At 29.8% G+C, this 17,002-nt stretch carries 16 protein-coding genes and 1 riboswitch; of the genes, 2 read left to right on the forward strand and 14 right to left on the reverse strand.

Features of this window, described 5'->3' with window-relative positions; all coding sequences use genetic code 11:
- Positions 1 to 85: 85 nt before the first annotated feature.
- Positions 86 to 192: riboswitch (SAM riboswitch) on the reverse strand.
- Between the two features lie 186 nt (positions 193 to 378).
- The 9 genes from ABF633_RS09420 to ABF633_RS09460 all read right to left on the reverse strand — a co-directional run bounded on the left by ABF633_RS09420 (position 379) and on the right by ABF633_RS09460 (position 9,066).
- Positions 379 to 591, reverse strand: coding sequence for a DUF3006 domain-containing protein (locus tag ABF633_RS09420; protein ID WP_415523449.1), 213 nt, complete (start codon positions 589 to 591; stop codon positions 379 to 381).
- Between the two features lie 212 nt (positions 592 to 803).
- The gene (locus ABF633_RS09425; RefSeq protein ID WP_415523450.1) at positions 804 to 1,562 is read right to left on the reverse strand and encodes an SDR family NAD(P)-dependent oxidoreductase; all 759 of its coding nucleotides are present in this window, start codon (positions 1,560 to 1,562) and stop codon (positions 804 to 806) included.
- A gap of 281 nt (positions 1,563 to 1,843) precedes the next feature.
- Positions 1,844 to 2,851 (reverse strand): 3-dehydro-L-gulonate 2-dehydrogenase, encoded by a 1,008-nt coding sequence (yiaK, locus tag ABF633_RS09430; protein ID WP_415523451.1) that lies wholly within the window; start codon positions 2,849 to 2,851, stop codon positions 1,844 to 1,846.
- A 131-nt stretch (positions 2,852 to 2,982) separates the two neighbouring features.
- Positions 2,983 to 3,453, reverse strand: coding sequence for a YhcH/YjgK/YiaL family protein (locus tag ABF633_RS09435; protein ID WP_415523452.1), 471 nt, complete (start codon positions 3,451 to 3,453; stop codon positions 2,983 to 2,985).
- A 213-nt stretch (positions 3,454 to 3,666) separates the two neighbouring features.
- Complete coding sequence (locus ABF633_RS09440; protein ID WP_415523453.1) at positions 3,667 to 4,986, reverse strand: MFS transporter; 1,320 nt, start codon at positions 4,984 to 4,986, stop codon at positions 3,667 to 3,669.
- Between the two features lie 564 nt (positions 4,987 to 5,550).
- The gene (locus ABF633_RS09445; protein ID WP_415523454.1) at positions 5,551 to 6,408 is read right to left on the reverse strand and encodes an SDR family oxidoreductase; all 858 of its coding nucleotides are present in this window, start codon (positions 6,406 to 6,408) and stop codon (positions 5,551 to 5,553) included.
- A gap of 29 nt (positions 6,409 to 6,437) precedes the next feature.
- Positions 6,438 to 7,484, reverse strand: a complete 1,047-nt coding sequence (gene uxuA / locus ABF633_RS09450; RefSeq protein ID WP_415523455.1) for a mannonate dehydratase — start codon at positions 7,482 to 7,484, stop codon at positions 6,438 to 6,440.
- A 90-nt stretch (positions 7,485 to 7,574) separates the two neighbouring features.
- Positions 7,575 to 8,579: a Gfo/Idh/MocA family protein gene (locus ABF633_RS09455; protein WP_415523456.1), complete on the reverse strand. Its 1,005-nt coding sequence runs from the start codon at positions 8,577 to 8,579 to the stop codon at positions 7,575 to 7,577.
- Between the two features lie 16 nt (positions 8,580 to 8,595).
- Positions 8,596 to 9,066 (reverse strand): YhcH/YjgK/YiaL family protein, encoded by a 471-nt coding sequence (locus tag ABF633_RS09460; protein WP_415523457.1) that lies wholly within the window; start codon positions 9,064 to 9,066, stop codon positions 8,596 to 8,598.
- Positions 9,067 to 9,579: 513 nt separating this feature from the next.
- Here ABF633_RS09460 and ABF633_RS09465 point away from each other — a divergent pair.
- On the forward strand, positions 9,580 to 10,569 hold the full coding sequence (locus tag ABF633_RS09465; protein WP_415523458.1) for a LacI family DNA-binding transcriptional regulator: 990 nt from the start codon (positions 9,580 to 9,582) through the stop codon (positions 10,567 to 10,569).
- Between the two features lie 150 nt (positions 10,570 to 10,719).
- Here the strand turns inward: ABF633_RS09465 and ABF633_RS09470 are convergent, their stop codons facing one another.
- The 4 genes from ABF633_RS09470 to ABF633_RS09485 form a co-directional block, all read right to left on the reverse strand.
- Entirely contained in the window at positions 10,720 to 11,034 is a 315-nt protein-coding gene (locus ABF633_RS09470; protein WP_415523459.1) for a hypothetical protein, read from the reverse strand.
- A 900-nt stretch (positions 11,035 to 11,934) separates the two neighbouring features.
- Entirely contained in the window at positions 11,935 to 14,214 is a 2,280-nt protein-coding gene (clpA, locus tag ABF633_RS09475; RefSeq protein WP_415523460.1) for an ATP-dependent Clp protease ATP-binding subunit ClpA, read from the reverse strand.
- 3 nt (positions 14,215 to 14,217) lie between these two features.
- Complete coding sequence (locus tag ABF633_RS09480; RefSeq protein WP_415523462.1) at positions 14,218 to 14,517, reverse strand: ATP-dependent Clp protease adaptor ClpS; 300 nt, start codon at positions 14,515 to 14,517, stop codon at positions 14,218 to 14,220.
- 72 nt (positions 14,518 to 14,589) lie between these two features.
- Positions 14,590 to 15,498: a hypothetical protein gene (locus ABF633_RS09485; RefSeq protein ID WP_415523463.1), complete on the reverse strand. Its 909-nt coding sequence runs from the start codon at positions 15,496 to 15,498 to the stop codon at positions 14,590 to 14,592.
- A 201-nt stretch (positions 15,499 to 15,699) separates the two neighbouring features.
- On the opposite strand from ABF633_RS09485, the gene ABF633_RS09490 reads away from it, so the two are divergent.
- On the forward strand, positions 15,700 to 15,879 hold the full coding sequence (locus tag ABF633_RS09490; RefSeq protein WP_415523464.1) for a hypothetical protein: 180 nt from the start codon (positions 15,700 to 15,702) through the stop codon (positions 15,877 to 15,879).
- Between the two features lie 128 nt (positions 15,880 to 16,007).
- Here the strand turns inward: ABF633_RS09490 and ABF633_RS09495 are convergent, their stop codons facing one another.
- Positions 16,008 to 16,307, reverse strand: a complete 300-nt coding sequence (locus ABF633_RS09495) for a DUF1523 family protein (RefSeq protein WP_415523465.1) — start codon at positions 16,305 to 16,307, stop codon at positions 16,008 to 16,010.
- Positions 16,308 to 17,002: the final 695 nt, after the last annotated feature.

Here is a 17,002-nt window from a genome sequence, read left to right on the forward strand (position 1 = left end):
AATTTATTGCATCAATCTATCCTGTAAATAAATAAAAGTTGTCTTTCCATAATAAGAAAAACAACTACACAAACTAAAATAGTTTTCCTTATCTTTCAGAAACAATCTGCTGGAATTAACACCATACACATTAAAAACAATGCTGGTTGTCGGGTTTCAACGGGCCAGTCCCTCTACCACTCTGGATAAGATTTTATTGAATTTACTATATAATAAATCAAAAAACATTCTTTGTCAATAATATTTTTTGAATAGATCTATGTAAATCTTTTTACAAAAATTATTTTAATAAAAATTAGCTATTAAAATAAATACCAATTCAAAAATACCTAAATATTTTGTAATAATAATAAAATATTTTAAAAATAATTTCCAATATCAATTCCAGATATCTTTCATTAATTCTTTAATTCTAGCTTTTCTATCTATAGTTTCCTTTAGATTTATAGAAATACCTACTGATTCTATTGTAAGTACGTCTCCCTCTTTTACTTCCTTAGGTAATTTTAATTTTTCAATGTTAATCATAGTTTTATCCTCTTTTTCACATACAGCATATTTACCTTCAAATCTATCTACAATCACATTCATTATATCACCTCTATTCAGTAACTAGTCAGTATAAATCCTATCTTTTACTTTCTGTTTATTTCCATACATATCACTAATCATTTAAAAAATGATTCCAATATTTTTTGATTAATTATTTACCTACAGAAATTAAGTCCTGTTATATATTTTTCAATTCTAAAATTACTATATAAATATATTAATACACAATTGTCCCATGTAAAAGTTATACTCTATCTTCCTAAATATCCTCCATCAACAGGGATAACCGTACCATTTAAATAATCAGAGGCCGAAGATGCCAAAAATATAGTTATACCCTTTAAGTCTTCTGGCGTTCCCCATCTTGCAGCTGGTATTCTTGAAAGTATTTCACTATTTCTCACTTCATCATTTATCAGCTTTGTATTCATAGAAGTATCCATATATCCAGGTGCTATAGCATTAATATTAATTCCCTTACTTGCCCACTCATTGGCAAGGGCTTTTGTAAGCTGAGCTACTCCACCTTTACTGGCAGCATAGGCCGGTACTGTATATCCACCAAAAAAGCTTAACATAGACGCAACATTTATAATTTTCCCACTGCCTTTTTCAAGCATTTTTATACCAGCCATCTGACATAGCTGAAAAGTAGCTGTAAGGTTTACACTAATAACTTCATCCCAATCCTCTAAAGGAAATTCTTCACATTTATTTCTTCTTTGAATGCCTGCATTGTTTACTATTATATCTAAATCTCCACCTAATTTATCTAAACAGCTATTGAATAATTCTTTTAAATTTTCTCTTTTCCCAATATCTCCTTTTATTGCATGTACCTTATATCCTAATTTATTTAATTCATCTGCAGTTCCATAAGCTTTATCTGACACACCTACAATAATCACTTCTGCTCCAGCCTCTGCAAGGCCTTCAGCCATTCCTCTGCCAAGTCCGCTGCTTCCTCCTGTAACAATAGCTTTTTTACCATCTAAATTAAAGTAATTCATAATTACCCCATCCTTTCTTCGTTGAAATATAGCACATATATTCCATAAAAATTTTTCTAATTCTTTCTAGATATCCTTAGTTTTAGATATACTATGTACATAATTTATCCTATCATAAAATCCATAAAATAATTATAAGTTTTATGTAAATTTTTCTAATAACTAAAACCAAGAAAAGAAGAATTTTAATATTCTCCTTTCCTTGGTTAATAATAAAAAGTAATATTCCGCATTTACATCTAACCTGTTAAATATTCCATAAAATTATTAATAATGCTTATTTACATATTCTTTATTTTTCCCCAAACAGCTTCATCTACTGGTATTCCCTGATCAAAATTTTTCTCTCTAGTGTGCAAAGTTCTTTCTCCAGGATAGAATATCTCCTTATTGTCATCAACTCTTTCTGAAGCCTTTATATCCTCTAATACTTCATTTACTGCTGATTTAAGGAATTCATTTCCCGCTACCCTTTCAGCATCAATAGCTATAAATATCTGTGATAATTGATATTCTGATGCTCCATCTATTTTTCCTATTTTGAAAACTGAATTACCACCTGATAATACTGTAGCTATAAGATCTAATAATATTGACAAGCCGGATCCTTTCCAATAACCTATAGGCAAAACTCTACCAGTTTTTTCAATTTCTTCTGGATCTGTAGTTATATTTCCCTTTGTATCATAGCCTCCAGGTATTGGTAATTGCTCCTTATTTAATTTAGTTACTTCAATTTTGCCATAGGAAAATTGAGCCATGGCTAAATCTACCACTACATGATGCCCACCTTCTCTTGGTACAGATAATATAAGTGGATTGTTACCTATTCTACTATCCTTTGCTCCCCAAGCCGGCATATTTGTAAAAGTGTTCGTCCAGCAAATACCAATACATCCTGCATCAGCTGCCTGCCAGCCATAACTGCCGCCTCTCATCCAATGATTAGTGTTTCTTAATGCAATACAACCTATTGTATTTTTTTTTGCCAGTTCTATAGTCCTATCCATGCAAAACTTAGCATTTAAATTTCCCATGCCTAGATTTCCATCCCATTTTTCAAAAGCTCCCATTCCTTCTATTTTAGTAGGAACAGCATTTACATCTATAAATCCTTTATCTATATATTCTATTACTCTTGGAAATCTAACATATCCATGGGAATAAACTCCATCGCAACTAGTTTCAGTAAATAATTGTGCTGATGCCTCTGCTCTCTCTTCACTAAACCCTTTTTTTATCAATATTCTTTTAAATTCACTTTTCATTTCTTCAAAACTAACTCTCATAATAATATCTTCCCTTCATATAAATTTATATAATATATCTCATCTTTAAATAAATAGCCAGCAGTATATAGGTCTATTTAGTATCATACATTGTCACTTCATAGATACTAAATAGATCTATTTTTATATGCTTAAATCAATGCAATATTGATCTTTACATTTATCTTTCTAACCTCACAAGGTTCATTATAGGCACACCAAGGTCTGTGAACATCTTCCGGAAAGAATATGGCAAAGCTACCCGGCTGCATTATCAAATCGGTTTCATGTTCTACATCTTTATAGAACATAACATCTTTTTCTTTTAATAGCTCTTCTTCAACAACATTATCGCCAGTATCCCTTGCAAAGCCTATTATTTCATTTCCACCCACAGAATATTGAATTTCAACACACTTTCTGTGGACCTCTGCCTTTGCCTCAGATTTTTCTTTTGTAGTTCTATCTACTACTTGAGCATATATATCCTTCCCCATAATCTCATATACTCCAGTTTCCATATTAACAAAATCATTATCTTTTAAATAGTTAATCGCTTTCATTATTGGTTTTGGACAGACCTTCTCCAAATCATCAATATTGTCTATATTTCCAAAGATCATAATTACACCTCACTAAACTAAATTTTAAATAAATCTTAAAAAAGCTTAATGAAAGGGCTTTCAACTTGGATTATTTTAATTATATTATATTTAGAATAATATTTCAATGCCCAATTCATTTTCACTAATATTTATTATCTGTATATTTTTCTTCTCATAACTTATTCATGATTATTCTTTACATAAGACTATTTTTTTGTAATTCGCACGTTTTTAAGACCTAACAACACCTTCTGGTTTTATTGGCACTGTCTGATGTGCACAATCGTTTTTCTCTTTTGGAAGAGTAAACGTAATTATAATTGCAAATACTAAGGACAGAACTAAGCTATATATACTCATGCTATAACTAAATACTTGCATTAACAATCCAACCAGAAAAGGTCCTATAAATCCACCAAGATTACCTAATGCATTTATAATTCCAGTAGCTCCACCTGCTACTTCTGAACTAAATACTGCTGGCGGAATTGTCATAAATACGGCAGAAGAGGCTTGTAAAAATAATCCGCAGCCTACGAGCATTATAAAGGATAACAATATAGAATGCTGAAAACCAACTGATAAATATAAACATATTGCAAACCCTACAATTGTAATTACAATATATTTTTTTCTTTTCATTGTCTTATCTGAAAGAGTTGGAAAAATAAACAGTCCAATTATAGTTGCTATATAAGGGAAAATAGACAGAAGTCCAACCTGACCCATTCCTGTTTTAGTCAAATTTTTAAGGATTGTTGGCAGCCACAATGTATATCCATATACACCAGTCTGAACAAAGAAAAATATAAGCACCAATTTCCACAAAGTTTTATTTTTCAAAATTTCCTTTAAAGATGTCTTCTTCTGATTAGTTGCATCCATGCATTTTTGTTCTGCTTCCAACCTTTCAACAATATAATCTCTCTCTTCTTTACTGATCCATTTAGCAGTTTCTGGTCTATCGCTGATTAATGGTAACCAAACTAGAATTAATGCAAGTGATATTATTCCCTCTATTATGAATACATAGTGCCAGGTAAATCTAGTTAAAATAAGTCCGGAAAGTGGTCCAGTTATAATGGAAGCAATTGGATTATTCATTATAACAAAGGCTGTTGCTCTACCACGTTCTTCACTTGGAAACCAATGACGAACTATTGTAAGTACTGCCGGCATGACTCCACCCTCAGCAACACCAAGCAAAAATCTTAGAACAAGCAATTGAGCTGTACTTCTTGCAAATCCAGAGGTAATGGCAAGAACACCCCATACAACTATAGTACCTGCTATAAATTTTTTAGCACTTCCCTTCTCTGCAATCTGTCCTCCCGGAACCTGAAGAAACAGATAACCTATAAAGAATATACCTGCTGCAATACCTGTAACACTGGCAGTCATTCCAAGGTCCTTACTCATTCCCCCTGCCATGGCAAAACCTATATTGGTACGATCCATAAAAGCAACTATATAAACTAAAAGAATTGGTGGAATTATGTGTATCCAACGTTTATTTGGAATTTTTATTGCTGAACCCGTAGTTTCACTCATATTTATACACTCCTCATATAATTTATATTTATTTTGAAAGCGTTTACTTAACAGTCAAATCTATAATATATGCATGCCTTATATAGATAACTTTTCTCAATTTTGAGAAATTTAAATTTTCACAAAACTGATTATAATTATCCATATACATACTCATATTATCTAATTCATATTATCTGATTTTAAAAATATACATATAATCTAGTTAAAAATTTAACTGAAATTGACATAGCGAGAAGTAAGATTAGTAAATCTATATAAATATCTCTAAATTTACTTGATTTTAATCTTTAGTTCACTATTGATAGAATTAACAATATACCTAACTATTATTTGTGACATGATTTATACAGGAGTAAAACTTTCATTTAGATTGGTATCTATACCCATCTAAATGGAAGTAAAACATTCAACAGAATAGATTAATTTAACGCATGTGTAAATAAATACCATCGAAATATACTAGTATACATACTGACTAGTTATTTATTTACCATATCTAAGATAGTAATAAATATTTTTAATAGTATCAACAACTTTATGCTTCATATAGTATAATACAATTTAAACTCCAGAGTAGGCTGAAAAACCTCCGTCTACAGGAACAACTACACCATTTACAAAGCTTGAAGCTTTATTATCTATAAGCCAAAATAATGTACCCAGTAATTCTTCACATTCACCAAATCTATCCATTGGTGTTGCACTCAATATTTTTTTAGATCTTTCAGTATAACTTCCATCTTCATTTAAAAGCAATGCCTTATTTTGATTAGTTACAAGAAAACCTGGAGCTATGGCATTTACTCTTATTCCAACCTTTGAGAAATGTACTGCAAGCCACTGAGTAAAGTTTGAAACTGCAGCCTTAGCACCACTATAAGCTGGAATCTTTGTAAGCGGAGTAAAAGCATTCATAGAAGATATATTAACTATTGCTGCATCTTTTTTATCTATCATATCCTTTGCAAATACCTGAGTTGGAAGAAGAGTTCCTAAGAAGTTTAAGTTAAAAACAAATTCAATTCCCTTTTGATCTAAATCAAAGAAAGTTATTTCATCTTCTTTTTTGTTTTCTATATCCTCTTTAAAAAGATATTCTTTAGATGTAGTTCCCTTTGGATTATTTCCACCTGCACCATTCAGCAAAATATCACAAGCTCCTAGTTTTTCGTTAACTATGCTCTTAGCTTTTTTAAGACTTTCAATATCAAGTACATCTGTGGGAACGCTAATTGCAATTCCACCGTTAGCATTTATTTCCCCTGCAACAGCATTTGCTCTTTCTTCATTTCTGTCCAATACTGCTATTTTTCCACCACACTGAGCCAATGCTTTGGCAAAAGTACCGCAAATAACTCCACCTGCACCAGTAACAACTATAACCTTATCCTTCAAATCAATTTTAAATGGCAAATTCATAATTTAACTCCCCTTTTCCTCTTAGAAATCTATTTATATCTCTTATCTAAAGCTTCCCATATTCCATTTAGATAAGTTGCACCTAAAGCTCTGTCATAAAGACCATATCCCGGTCTTCCTGTTTCACCCCAAATCATTCTTCCATGATCCGGTCTCATTGGTCCATCAAAGCCTATATCATGATAAGCTGTCATAATTTCAACCATATCCAGAGAACCATCTACACTTCTATGAGGTGCTTCTTCAAAATCTCTATCACCAGTAATTTTAATATTTCTTGTATGTGCAAAGTGTATTCTGCCTTTACCTCCAAAATAACGAATCATATCTGGTATATCATTATTTGGATTAGGTCCCAAAGAACCTGAGCAGAGAGTTATTCCATTGCTAGGACTATCCACCAAATTTATAAGTCTATCCAAATTTTTCTTGCTAGTTATTATTCTTGGAAGTCCAAATATTGACCAAGGTGGATCATCCGGATGTATTGCCATTTTTATATCTGCCAATTCTGCAACTGGAATAATTTTTTTAAGGAAATATTCTAGATTATTCCACAAATCTTCTTCAGTAATTTTTTTGTATTCATTTAATAAGTCCTTAAGTTCTTCCTTTGTATAGCTTGAATCCCATCCTGGAAGTGATAACTCTCCTGTAGATGGGTCCATTTTCTCTACAGTTTTCTGTCTGTATACAAGAGCTGTTGAACCATCTTCTAATTCAAAATCTAAATCTGATCTAGTCCAGTCAAATACTGGCATAAAATTATAACAGACTACTTTTATTCCTACTTTTGATAGATTTTTTAATGTTTCACAATAGTTTGATATAAGTTTGTCTCTAGTAGGCAATCCTCTTTTTATATCTTCATGGACTGGTACACTTTCTATAGTGTCAAAACTTAATCCCTTAGATTCTATTTTCTCTTTTAAAGCTATTATCTTTTCTATTGGCCAAACTTCGCCTACTGGAACATCATATATAGCAGATACTATTCCTGTAACTCCCGGTATTTGCTTTATCTGGTCTAATGTAACTTTATCATCATCACCATACCATCTAAAAGTCATTTGCATAATTATTTTCCCCTCTCTCTTTTACAAATTCTTTATAATAAAACTTTCTCATATTTTGATATAATCAAATAAGTAATACAAACTTACAATTTATATAAATTTATTAAAGCCTTTTTCAATTCTATAGTTCTTCAATATTTCATCTGCCACCTTGCTTGTTCTTGCGGCACTTTCTAAATCTCCTGGACATTTTCCGTTTCCTATTAATTCATTTACAATACTTTGAATAAAAGGTTGTTGAACATGCTCTGGATCTTTATACTGATATTGAGCTACACCTTCTTCTGTTGTTACGTATATAGGATTTTGACTAAAGAACTGAAAATATATTTTTCCTTTATCACCAATTATTTCAACTTTATCATAGTTTTCGAAACTTGTAAAACACCAAATTCCAGTGCCATGTATATCATTTTGAAACTTCCAATTAGCTGTAACTATATCTTCAACTTCATACAATCCTGCTTGATTTGATGCTTTTCCTTCAATTTCTAAGAAAGGCCCAAATATAAAATCCAAAATATCAATCTCATGAACTCCCATATCCAAAAACTTGCCGCCACCAGCAATTTCAGGTATTAATCTCCAAGGCAAATTGTTTTTGTCATAATCTTCCTTAGCAGCTTTTTTATATAAAGTTACATTTACAAGCCTCACATCTCCAATAACTTTATCCTCTACAATTTTCTTGATATTTTTAAACCTTTCCATGGCTCTTCTATAATATGCAATAAATGTAAGTGTATTCGTTTTTTTACATTCTTCTATTATTTCAAGGCAATCCTTATAAGTTTCAGCCATAGGTTTTTCAATATAAACTATTTTACCTGCCCTAGCACATTTTAAAGCATATTCTTTATGAGAACTTGGAGGTGTAGCAATATATACAGCATCTATATCAGGATCATTTATTAATTCATCTACTTGATTATATACCTTGGGTACATTATGTCTTTTAGCATAATTTTTAGCTCTTTCTATTCTTCTACTGGTTACCCCTTGTAAAGTTGAATTTTCACATTTATAAAAGCCAGGTCCACTTTTAACTTCTGCTACATCACCACAGCCAATCATTCCCCAACGTATAGTTTTCATTAAAAGAATTCTCCTTTTAAAGTATTTCTGAGTTTACCTTTACAATTACTTTTCTTATATTACATGGTTCTCCAACAGAGCAAGCAGGTCTATGAACATCATTTGGAAAAAGTACAGCAAAATTTCCCGGCTTCATTATTAAATCCACTTCATTTTCAGCATTTTCATAAAACTTAATATCTTTTTCTTCTAATAAATCTTCTGATACTTTATTTTTACCAGTATCTCTAGCAAAACCTATTTTTTCTTTACCTTCTACTGAAAATTGCACATCAATATATTTTTTGTGCACTTCAGGCCTTGCATTACTTTTTTCCTTTGTTGCAGCATCTATCACTTGAGCATATATATCTTTTCCATCAATTTCATAAACTCCTGCTTTCATATTAATGAAATCATTACTTTTTAAATAATTAATCGTTTTCACTATAGGCTTAGGAAGAATCCTCTCCATATCATTAAGATTATTTATGTCACCAAATATCATAATTTGCACCCCCAAAATTTTTATTTATATAATTGAAAATATTTGTTGTATGTACCCCCTACATAGATATTTATAAGTTCTTATGAAAGGGCTTTCATTTTCAACAATTTCATTATATTATACTTTGTAAAAGATTTCAATAGTTATTTTAATATATTTTTTTACAATATTTAAAATCCTTTATATAAAAATATTTTTTAAAAGAATTTCACGTAAATATTCTGCATTAAATAATCTTTCTTATCTTATTGCTATCAATAGTTCACGCTGTTTACTGTTAAATTTGACATTATATAAATTAATAAATATAATAAGCTTATCTTATTAATAAAAAATTTTAGAAATTAAATTTATTGCATTAAACGATTACTCTTGATAGCTATAATCAGCTACCTATTTTTGTTAATTACAATTATTATTTACTACTAATGTGTAAAAATTATAAGCGCTTTCAATAAATATAACATAAATGAACAATTTTGTTTATATATCTATTTCTACGGAGGAACAACTATGAATATTTATGATATTGCCAAAGAAGCTGGTGTTTCCATAACTACTGTATCCAGAGTCTTAAATAATAAAGAAAATATCAGTAAAAAAACTAAAGATAAAGTTGAATATATATTAAAGAAATATAATTATACCCCTAATGCCATAGCTAGAGGTTTAGTTTCAAAATCTATGAAATCTATAGGGGTATTGACTATAGATATTACAGATGTTCACCATGCTAATACTGCTTATATAATTGAAAGAGAATTTAATAAATTAGGCTATAGTGTTATTCTTTGCAATACAAGTGGTAAAACTACAGAAAGCATAAACTACATTAAAATGCTGTCAGAAAGAAATATTGACGGTATTATCCTAATGGGATCAGTATTTAATGATGATGATATAAAATCTGCAATATCTACCTATGCTAAAAATATTCCTATAGTATCCATAAATGCTTTCTTAAATATAGAAAATACCTATTCAATATTAGTAGATGATTCTTTTGGCATAACCCTTTGTGTGGACCATCTAGTTGAAAGAGGCCATTCAGATATTGTATATGTAAAAGATTTAGACACTTATAGTGCAAATCAAAAAAAAGATGGCTTTATAATTGGAATGAATAAACACGGCTTAACTATAGATGATAATTCTATAATGACGGTAGAAAAGGGACTAGAAGGCGGTTATGAAGCAGTGGAAAAATTTATGAAAGTCAACAAAAAATTTTCCGCTATAATATTTGGCGAAGATATCACTGCCGTAGGTGCTATTAAAAAGCTTAGAGAATTGGGCCTTGATGTGCCTAAAGATGTTGCTGTAACAGGTTTTAACAATTCTATCTTTACTGAATGCTGCTATCCAGAATTAACATCTGTAGATAACAAAGTAGAAATCACCAGTTCACTAAGCGTTAAATTACTTAATGATGTTATGGAAAATAAAAATGTGTCCTCAAGTATAATGATTCGCCCTGATTTAGTAATTAGAAAAAGTACTTAACAATTTATAATCTAAGCCTAGGTGCTATTTTCAAGATAATTCCCAAACTTAGATTATCTTTATATTATATTAAGCCACTATAATGCCATCTTTTCCAAAGATATATGAATATGCCTAAATGCATACCCAATTTAATTCTTATTCTATCTTTTAAGCTTCCCCATCTTCAATCCAACTTAAAGCTATCTTGCCTGCTTTTTTATAGTCCTTAAGTTCATAATTGTGAACTTGAAAATCTATATCTATATTGTATTCATTATCTTTTAAATATTTTAATATCTGTATACAATCTTGGATTAAATATAACGTCTGTGAAGATAATACTTGCTCATTTAATGTAAATTCTTCTTTTGACAATTTGTCAAGATTATTACAATGTTTACGCACGTTCCTTATTAGATCATCCATATTTGCCTCTTTATAATCTACTTTAGAGTTTTTTATCAGTATTGGCATTTCCATCATTCAATCTCTCCTTGTAATTAATGTTATTTAATGGACAGTTTTATTTATCCGATGACTAGCCGCTGTAACACTCCACCGCACACAGCGAAAGCGATTCACACAAAATCTAAGATTTTGGTTCTCTGCTTTTCTAAAGGTGGAGATAACACCGGCACGTCCCTGGATAATTCATCTAAACTCAGTGGGAATACAAACTCCCACTGAGTAAGATTCATTGATAACTAGTTATGTGAAAAGAAAATTGACGCTGTTCTATACTAGCTTTTACAACAGCTAATCCCAAAAATAAATTGTCCACTTATTTTACATTATTTACAAGTTAGTCCTATATTTATACCTATCACCTTAAAATTTATTAAAGAAAATTATTTTACTCCTTTATATAATTTAAACTTCAGATTTTATTTGGAAATTATTATGTTTATCGAAGTGAAATTTAACTTAAAATATCATTAATGTAGATTTAAGAATAATAGACTAAAAAAAGAGCACTGACATTTCTATCAGTGCTCAGGCGTGGAAAATAAATAACCAGTCAGTATGCTAGTTTATTTATTTTCAGGTACCTAAATCAATACTACATACTAAGTTTGTAAGGGATAATTTTCATATTTTTATAATATCAAATCAATATTAAATTTTCTTTTCCATTTTGTTATCATTTCTTAACTTAAATTTTAATATTTTATTAATATAACTACAAATCTATTCATTAAGTTCCTATTGATAATAGATGTCACTGCGTAAAAATTTGTTTTTATCCGATGACTAGCCACTGTAACACTCCCCTTCTAAAGGTGGAGATAACACTGGCACGTCCCTGGATAATTCATCTAAACTCAGTGGGAATACAAACTCCCACTGAGTAAGATTCATTGATAAATGTAGCTCGATACCAGCTTAATGCTCTTTAGAAAAATCACTGTTAATTATTATTTCTCCATCTTTAACATCAATTATTGTAGTCCCTCCTTTAGCCAAATCACCAAAGAGAACTGCATCTACAAAATATGGTTTAATTTCATGCTGCACTACTCTGAGAATTTCTCTAGCACCATACACTGAAGAATATCCCTTTTCCGCAACCCACTGGTAACAATTTTCTGTAACCTGTAAGCTTATATTTTTTTCTAAAAGTTTTTCTTGGAATTCTTTTAAGGCTTTCTTTGCAATAAGCAGTGCCATATCCTTATCTATATTATTGAATACAACAATATCGTCAAGTCTATTTCTAAACTCTGGAGAGAATACTCTTTCAACTTCCTTTTTAATTTCCTCTCCCTGAAGCTTTCTCTCACCAAATCCAATTATAGATTTTCCAACTTTTGATGCTCCTGCATTGGAGGTCATTATTAAAATAACATTTCTGAAATCTGCTTTCTTGCCTGTATTATCTGTAAGTGTTGCATAATCCATTAGCTGAAGAAGTACATTTAAAATATCCGGATGAACTTTTTCTATCTCATCCAGCAGCAGTACACAATGTGGAGTTTTCCTAACTGTATCTGTTAAAAGGCCACCTTCTTCATAACCCACATATCCCGGTGGTGCTCCTATAAGTTTAGCTACTGAATGCTTTTCCTGATATTCACTCATATCAAATCTTATAAGTGGAATATCTAATATTTCAGCTAATTTCTTTGAAATTTCTGTTTTTCCAACTCCAGTGGGCCCTACGAAGAGAAGATTCGCAACAGTTTTATTATCTTCATTGAAACCTGCTCTTGAACGTTTTATGGCTCTTACAACTGTTTCTACAGCCTTATCCTGAGAATATATTTCTTTCTTTAAATTTGCTTCAAGCTTCTTCAATTTATCAATTTCACTGGTTGAAACATTTTGTTCTGGAATCTTTGCCATTGAGGCAACAATTTTTTGAATATCTTCTTCATCAATTGTACTGATATTATCTTCATCAGCCTTATGTATTTTAACATAGGCTCCTGTTTCATCAATTACATCAATAGCTTTATCTGGAAGAAATCTATCGTTAATATATTTTGCAGATAATTCTGCTGCTGCTCTTAACGCTTTATCTGTATATTTAACTTCATGAAAATTTTCATAGTTTTCTTTAAGCCCAAGTAAAATATTATAGGTTTCCTCCACTGAAGGTTCTAACACCTCTATCTTTTGAAAACGCCTGGACAATGCTCTGTCTTTTTCAAAAACCTTCTTATACTCATCATAAGTGGTTGCCCCTATAAATTTAATTTTTCCATCTAATAAAAAAGGCTTTAATATATTTGAAGCATCCATGGATCCACCAGAAACAGACCCAGCGCCTATTACAGTATGTATTTCATCAATATAGACAATGGTATTCCCCTGCTTTTTAAGCTTATTTAAAACCTTTTTTATTCTCTCTTCAAAATCTCCTCTATACCTTGTTCCTGCCAGTAAACTTCCCATATCAAGATAATATATGCTGCTTCCTCTCAGTGCCTTTGGCACTTTATTTTCAGCAATTAAATTTGCTAATCCTTCTGTTATGGCTGTTTTACCCACACCAGGCTCACCAACATGTACAGGATTATTTTTAAACCTTCTGCATAAAATCTGGATACTTTTTTCTAAAATATCTTCTCTTCCTATAAGAGGATCAATGTTACCCATTCTGGCTTTTTCAGTTAAGTCAATAGTAAACTTACTTATAAAATTCTCTTTTTTATCTGCTCCGTCCACTTCACCATTTTCATCGTATCCATCTTTTTTCTCGCCTTCACTGATAAGTTCATAATCCTCCTCATCTTCTACCTTAGAAATACCATGTGTAATATAATTTAAAATATCTAATCTTTTTATCCCTTGTTTCTTTAAAAAATAGCTTCCAAAACCTTCTTCTTCATCATATATAGCTACAATAACATGTTCAAGTTTTATATTGTCTTTTCCTGAAGATAATATATGCTGGGCTGCTGTATTCAGTACATTTTGCATTCCCTCTGTTTGTATAGGTTGACTATTTTCTACCACTGGTATATTGTCATTAAAGTACGTATTTAAATCATCTTTAAGTAATTCTATATCTCCACCACAGCTTTTTATTAATTTTTTTCCCTCATCAAAAAATAACGAAGCATAAAGAATATGTTCTGGAGTTAAATATTCATGTTTTTTATCTCTAGCTTCATTATAAGCAGCCGTAATAATTTCATTTAACAAATCATCTATTCTCATACACTATTCCTCTTCCATACTTAATTTAAAGGGGAAACCACTTTTTTCAGCCATATCCATTGCCTGATTAAGCTTAGTTTTTGCTATATCATAAGTATATATGCCAGCAACCCCAATACCTTTTTTATGCACATCATACATGATCTTTGTAGCCTCAATAACCCCTTTTTTAAACACCTCAGTAAGTACCCTAATTACGAATTCCATAGTTGTATAATCATCATTGTGCATAATGACCTTATACAACTTAGGTTTCTTTATCTTTGTTTTATTTTCCTCTCTAACAATGGTTTTTTCTGACAAAGTATCAACTCCTAAACCTTTAATACTTCAAGAACATACTTCTATTATATTATATATAGTGTAATTATTATATCACTTCTTTACCAGTGTTTCCAAAATAAAAACATAACTTTTTGTAATATCATAATTCCAAAACCAGCAATCAATTCCATCAAATTTTAATTTTTTATTTATTATACGATTCCACATATCCTCCGCTGCCTGTGCAGCTCCTGATACCGGACATTGCATTGCTATTTTGATTACCCCTTCAATATCATTTCTTAATAGTGCATCTTCAATTTCTCCGTAGAATTTTTCAGTACCGTTTTTTAACGACAATTCCATCAAATCAAATCCTATAAATAACAAATCAGTAGAGTGATTAATTATAGATTGGTTAAAATTTTTTTCAGCTTCTTTTTTGCATATTTTAAATATATTGATTAAATCTTCAATATCATTTTTATCATAAAAATTTTGTGCGTATATTAATATTATGTTTATAGCTACTAATATTTGACTATGAACACCTAAGCAGAGAGTAATATTAAATTTACCTAAATCTAAATTTATATTATTATTTTTTATGATGCTATCTTTCAAATTTTCCAAATATGTTCTCAGTTCCTCTAAACTGTGCCTTTTTTCAACGAGTTCAAAAAATTCCCTGTATATTTTATCTGTATTACCCATAAAATCAACTTTTTTAATTTCAATATTTTTTCTGTTACTGACATTGTGAAGCTTCAAAGCATCTTTCATGCAATCCTCATTTATATCCAAAAGTATGACTTTATTAAACTTATCACTTAAATAAGTTAAGTCAATGTCATAACACTTCCCTGCTCCCCATATTGCAACACTTTTATTATTATCTAAATTTAACTCTGTTACTCTTTTATCAATGGTATCCCTTATGATTTTCCTGTGCTCATACCATTTTTCAAATTTAGAGTCATCTTTGTCATATATATTTTTTATTAAATCATCAAATTCCAAAATATTACCTTCCTTCTTTCTTAATATTTCTACAGGAAAAGCTAATATCCTTCATTTCTTAAATTATTACTGCTTTTTGATAATTTACAAACTATTTTTATTTTATGTATTTCAGATTTATTCATAACTTTTACATGATTTTACAAAGGTTTTTTATACTATTTTGTAGAATTATTTTAATAAAGTCAAGGAGGTGATATTGTGGATAAAGCTGCGATAGCTAAACTAATTCATGAAACTACTAATGAAGTTCTCTTAGAAAATTCATATGTTTTAGAAGGGCAATTAGATAAAGCTGTTGAAATAGCTATTCAATTGAGTTGTGAAACTAATCTTAGACTTCTTCAAAAATTAGGTATTCTAGAAGATTTTAATATTTAGATAATAATTTAAAGAAAAAATTCATTACTTAATATTATTGTAATAAGTATAGATAATATAATAAATATCCTCTACATTATAAATATGTCTAATTGATAATGTAGAGGACTTTTCTTATAAGCAATAGCTTATCTTATTCCTTTAACTTTTACAATATTTTCATAAGCTGATGTTAATGGTATCCTAAAACCATAAGCTTTAACCTCATAGCTTCTATTAATTCTCAATGCGCCATATATATCTTCGGAATTAAATTTAAATTCCAGTAAACTATCAGTATCCTCAAATACCCTTGCATCTCCATTTTCCGTTTGCGTGTAAATTAAATACACATTTTTATTATCTTTTCTTTTTACCTGCTTACTGGAAATAGTTACTATATAGGTATTTCTAAAAAAATGTGGAAAAAACATAATTATACTTGCCATTATAATAACCCCCAGCATTAATGCTATTATCTTAAATTTATTAATCCTAAATCTGTTGAAGCTAAATTGATAAAATTTATTTCTCCTCATAAAATCCCCTCAAATTTAATAAATATATTCTCTTTTATTTTTACTATTCTTTTCTATAAATTATTATATATAAAGTGATATATTTCTATAAATCAATAAATATATCACTTTATATAACCCTAATTTCAGATATAAAAAAACACCAGTGAGAGTACTGGTGCCAACAGGAATAAGTTTATTGTTTAAGAAAGGGAGTTCATTTCCACAAATTTATAATATCATCTTATTGTTAAGACTTATTTTAATTGCTGTAAAATATTATTAACTTATCTCAAAAAACAAAAAAATACACTAGTTATAATTTCACTAGTGCTTAACAAAAATTATATAGTTGGAAGAAAACCTAACAATTTTTATTATATAAGCTGAATATTAAGATTGCTTTTATTCTATGTAATGATTTAGTTAAATAAAATTATTTATCTCATAACATTAACATATTCCTTGATAATTTATCTAAATTTAGTTGGAGTACAAATCCCCAATAAATAAGATTCATTGATATTAAAAGGACACCAGTATTTCTACTGGTGCTAAATCAATTTTATATTTAAATGGGATCCTTACCATAATATAATCTCATTTTAATGTTAATTTCTCATTAT

This window comes from Clostridium sp. (genome assembly GCF_047718555.1).
Lineage (GTDB): Bacteria > Bacillota > Clostridia > Clostridiales > Clostridiaceae > Clostridium_I.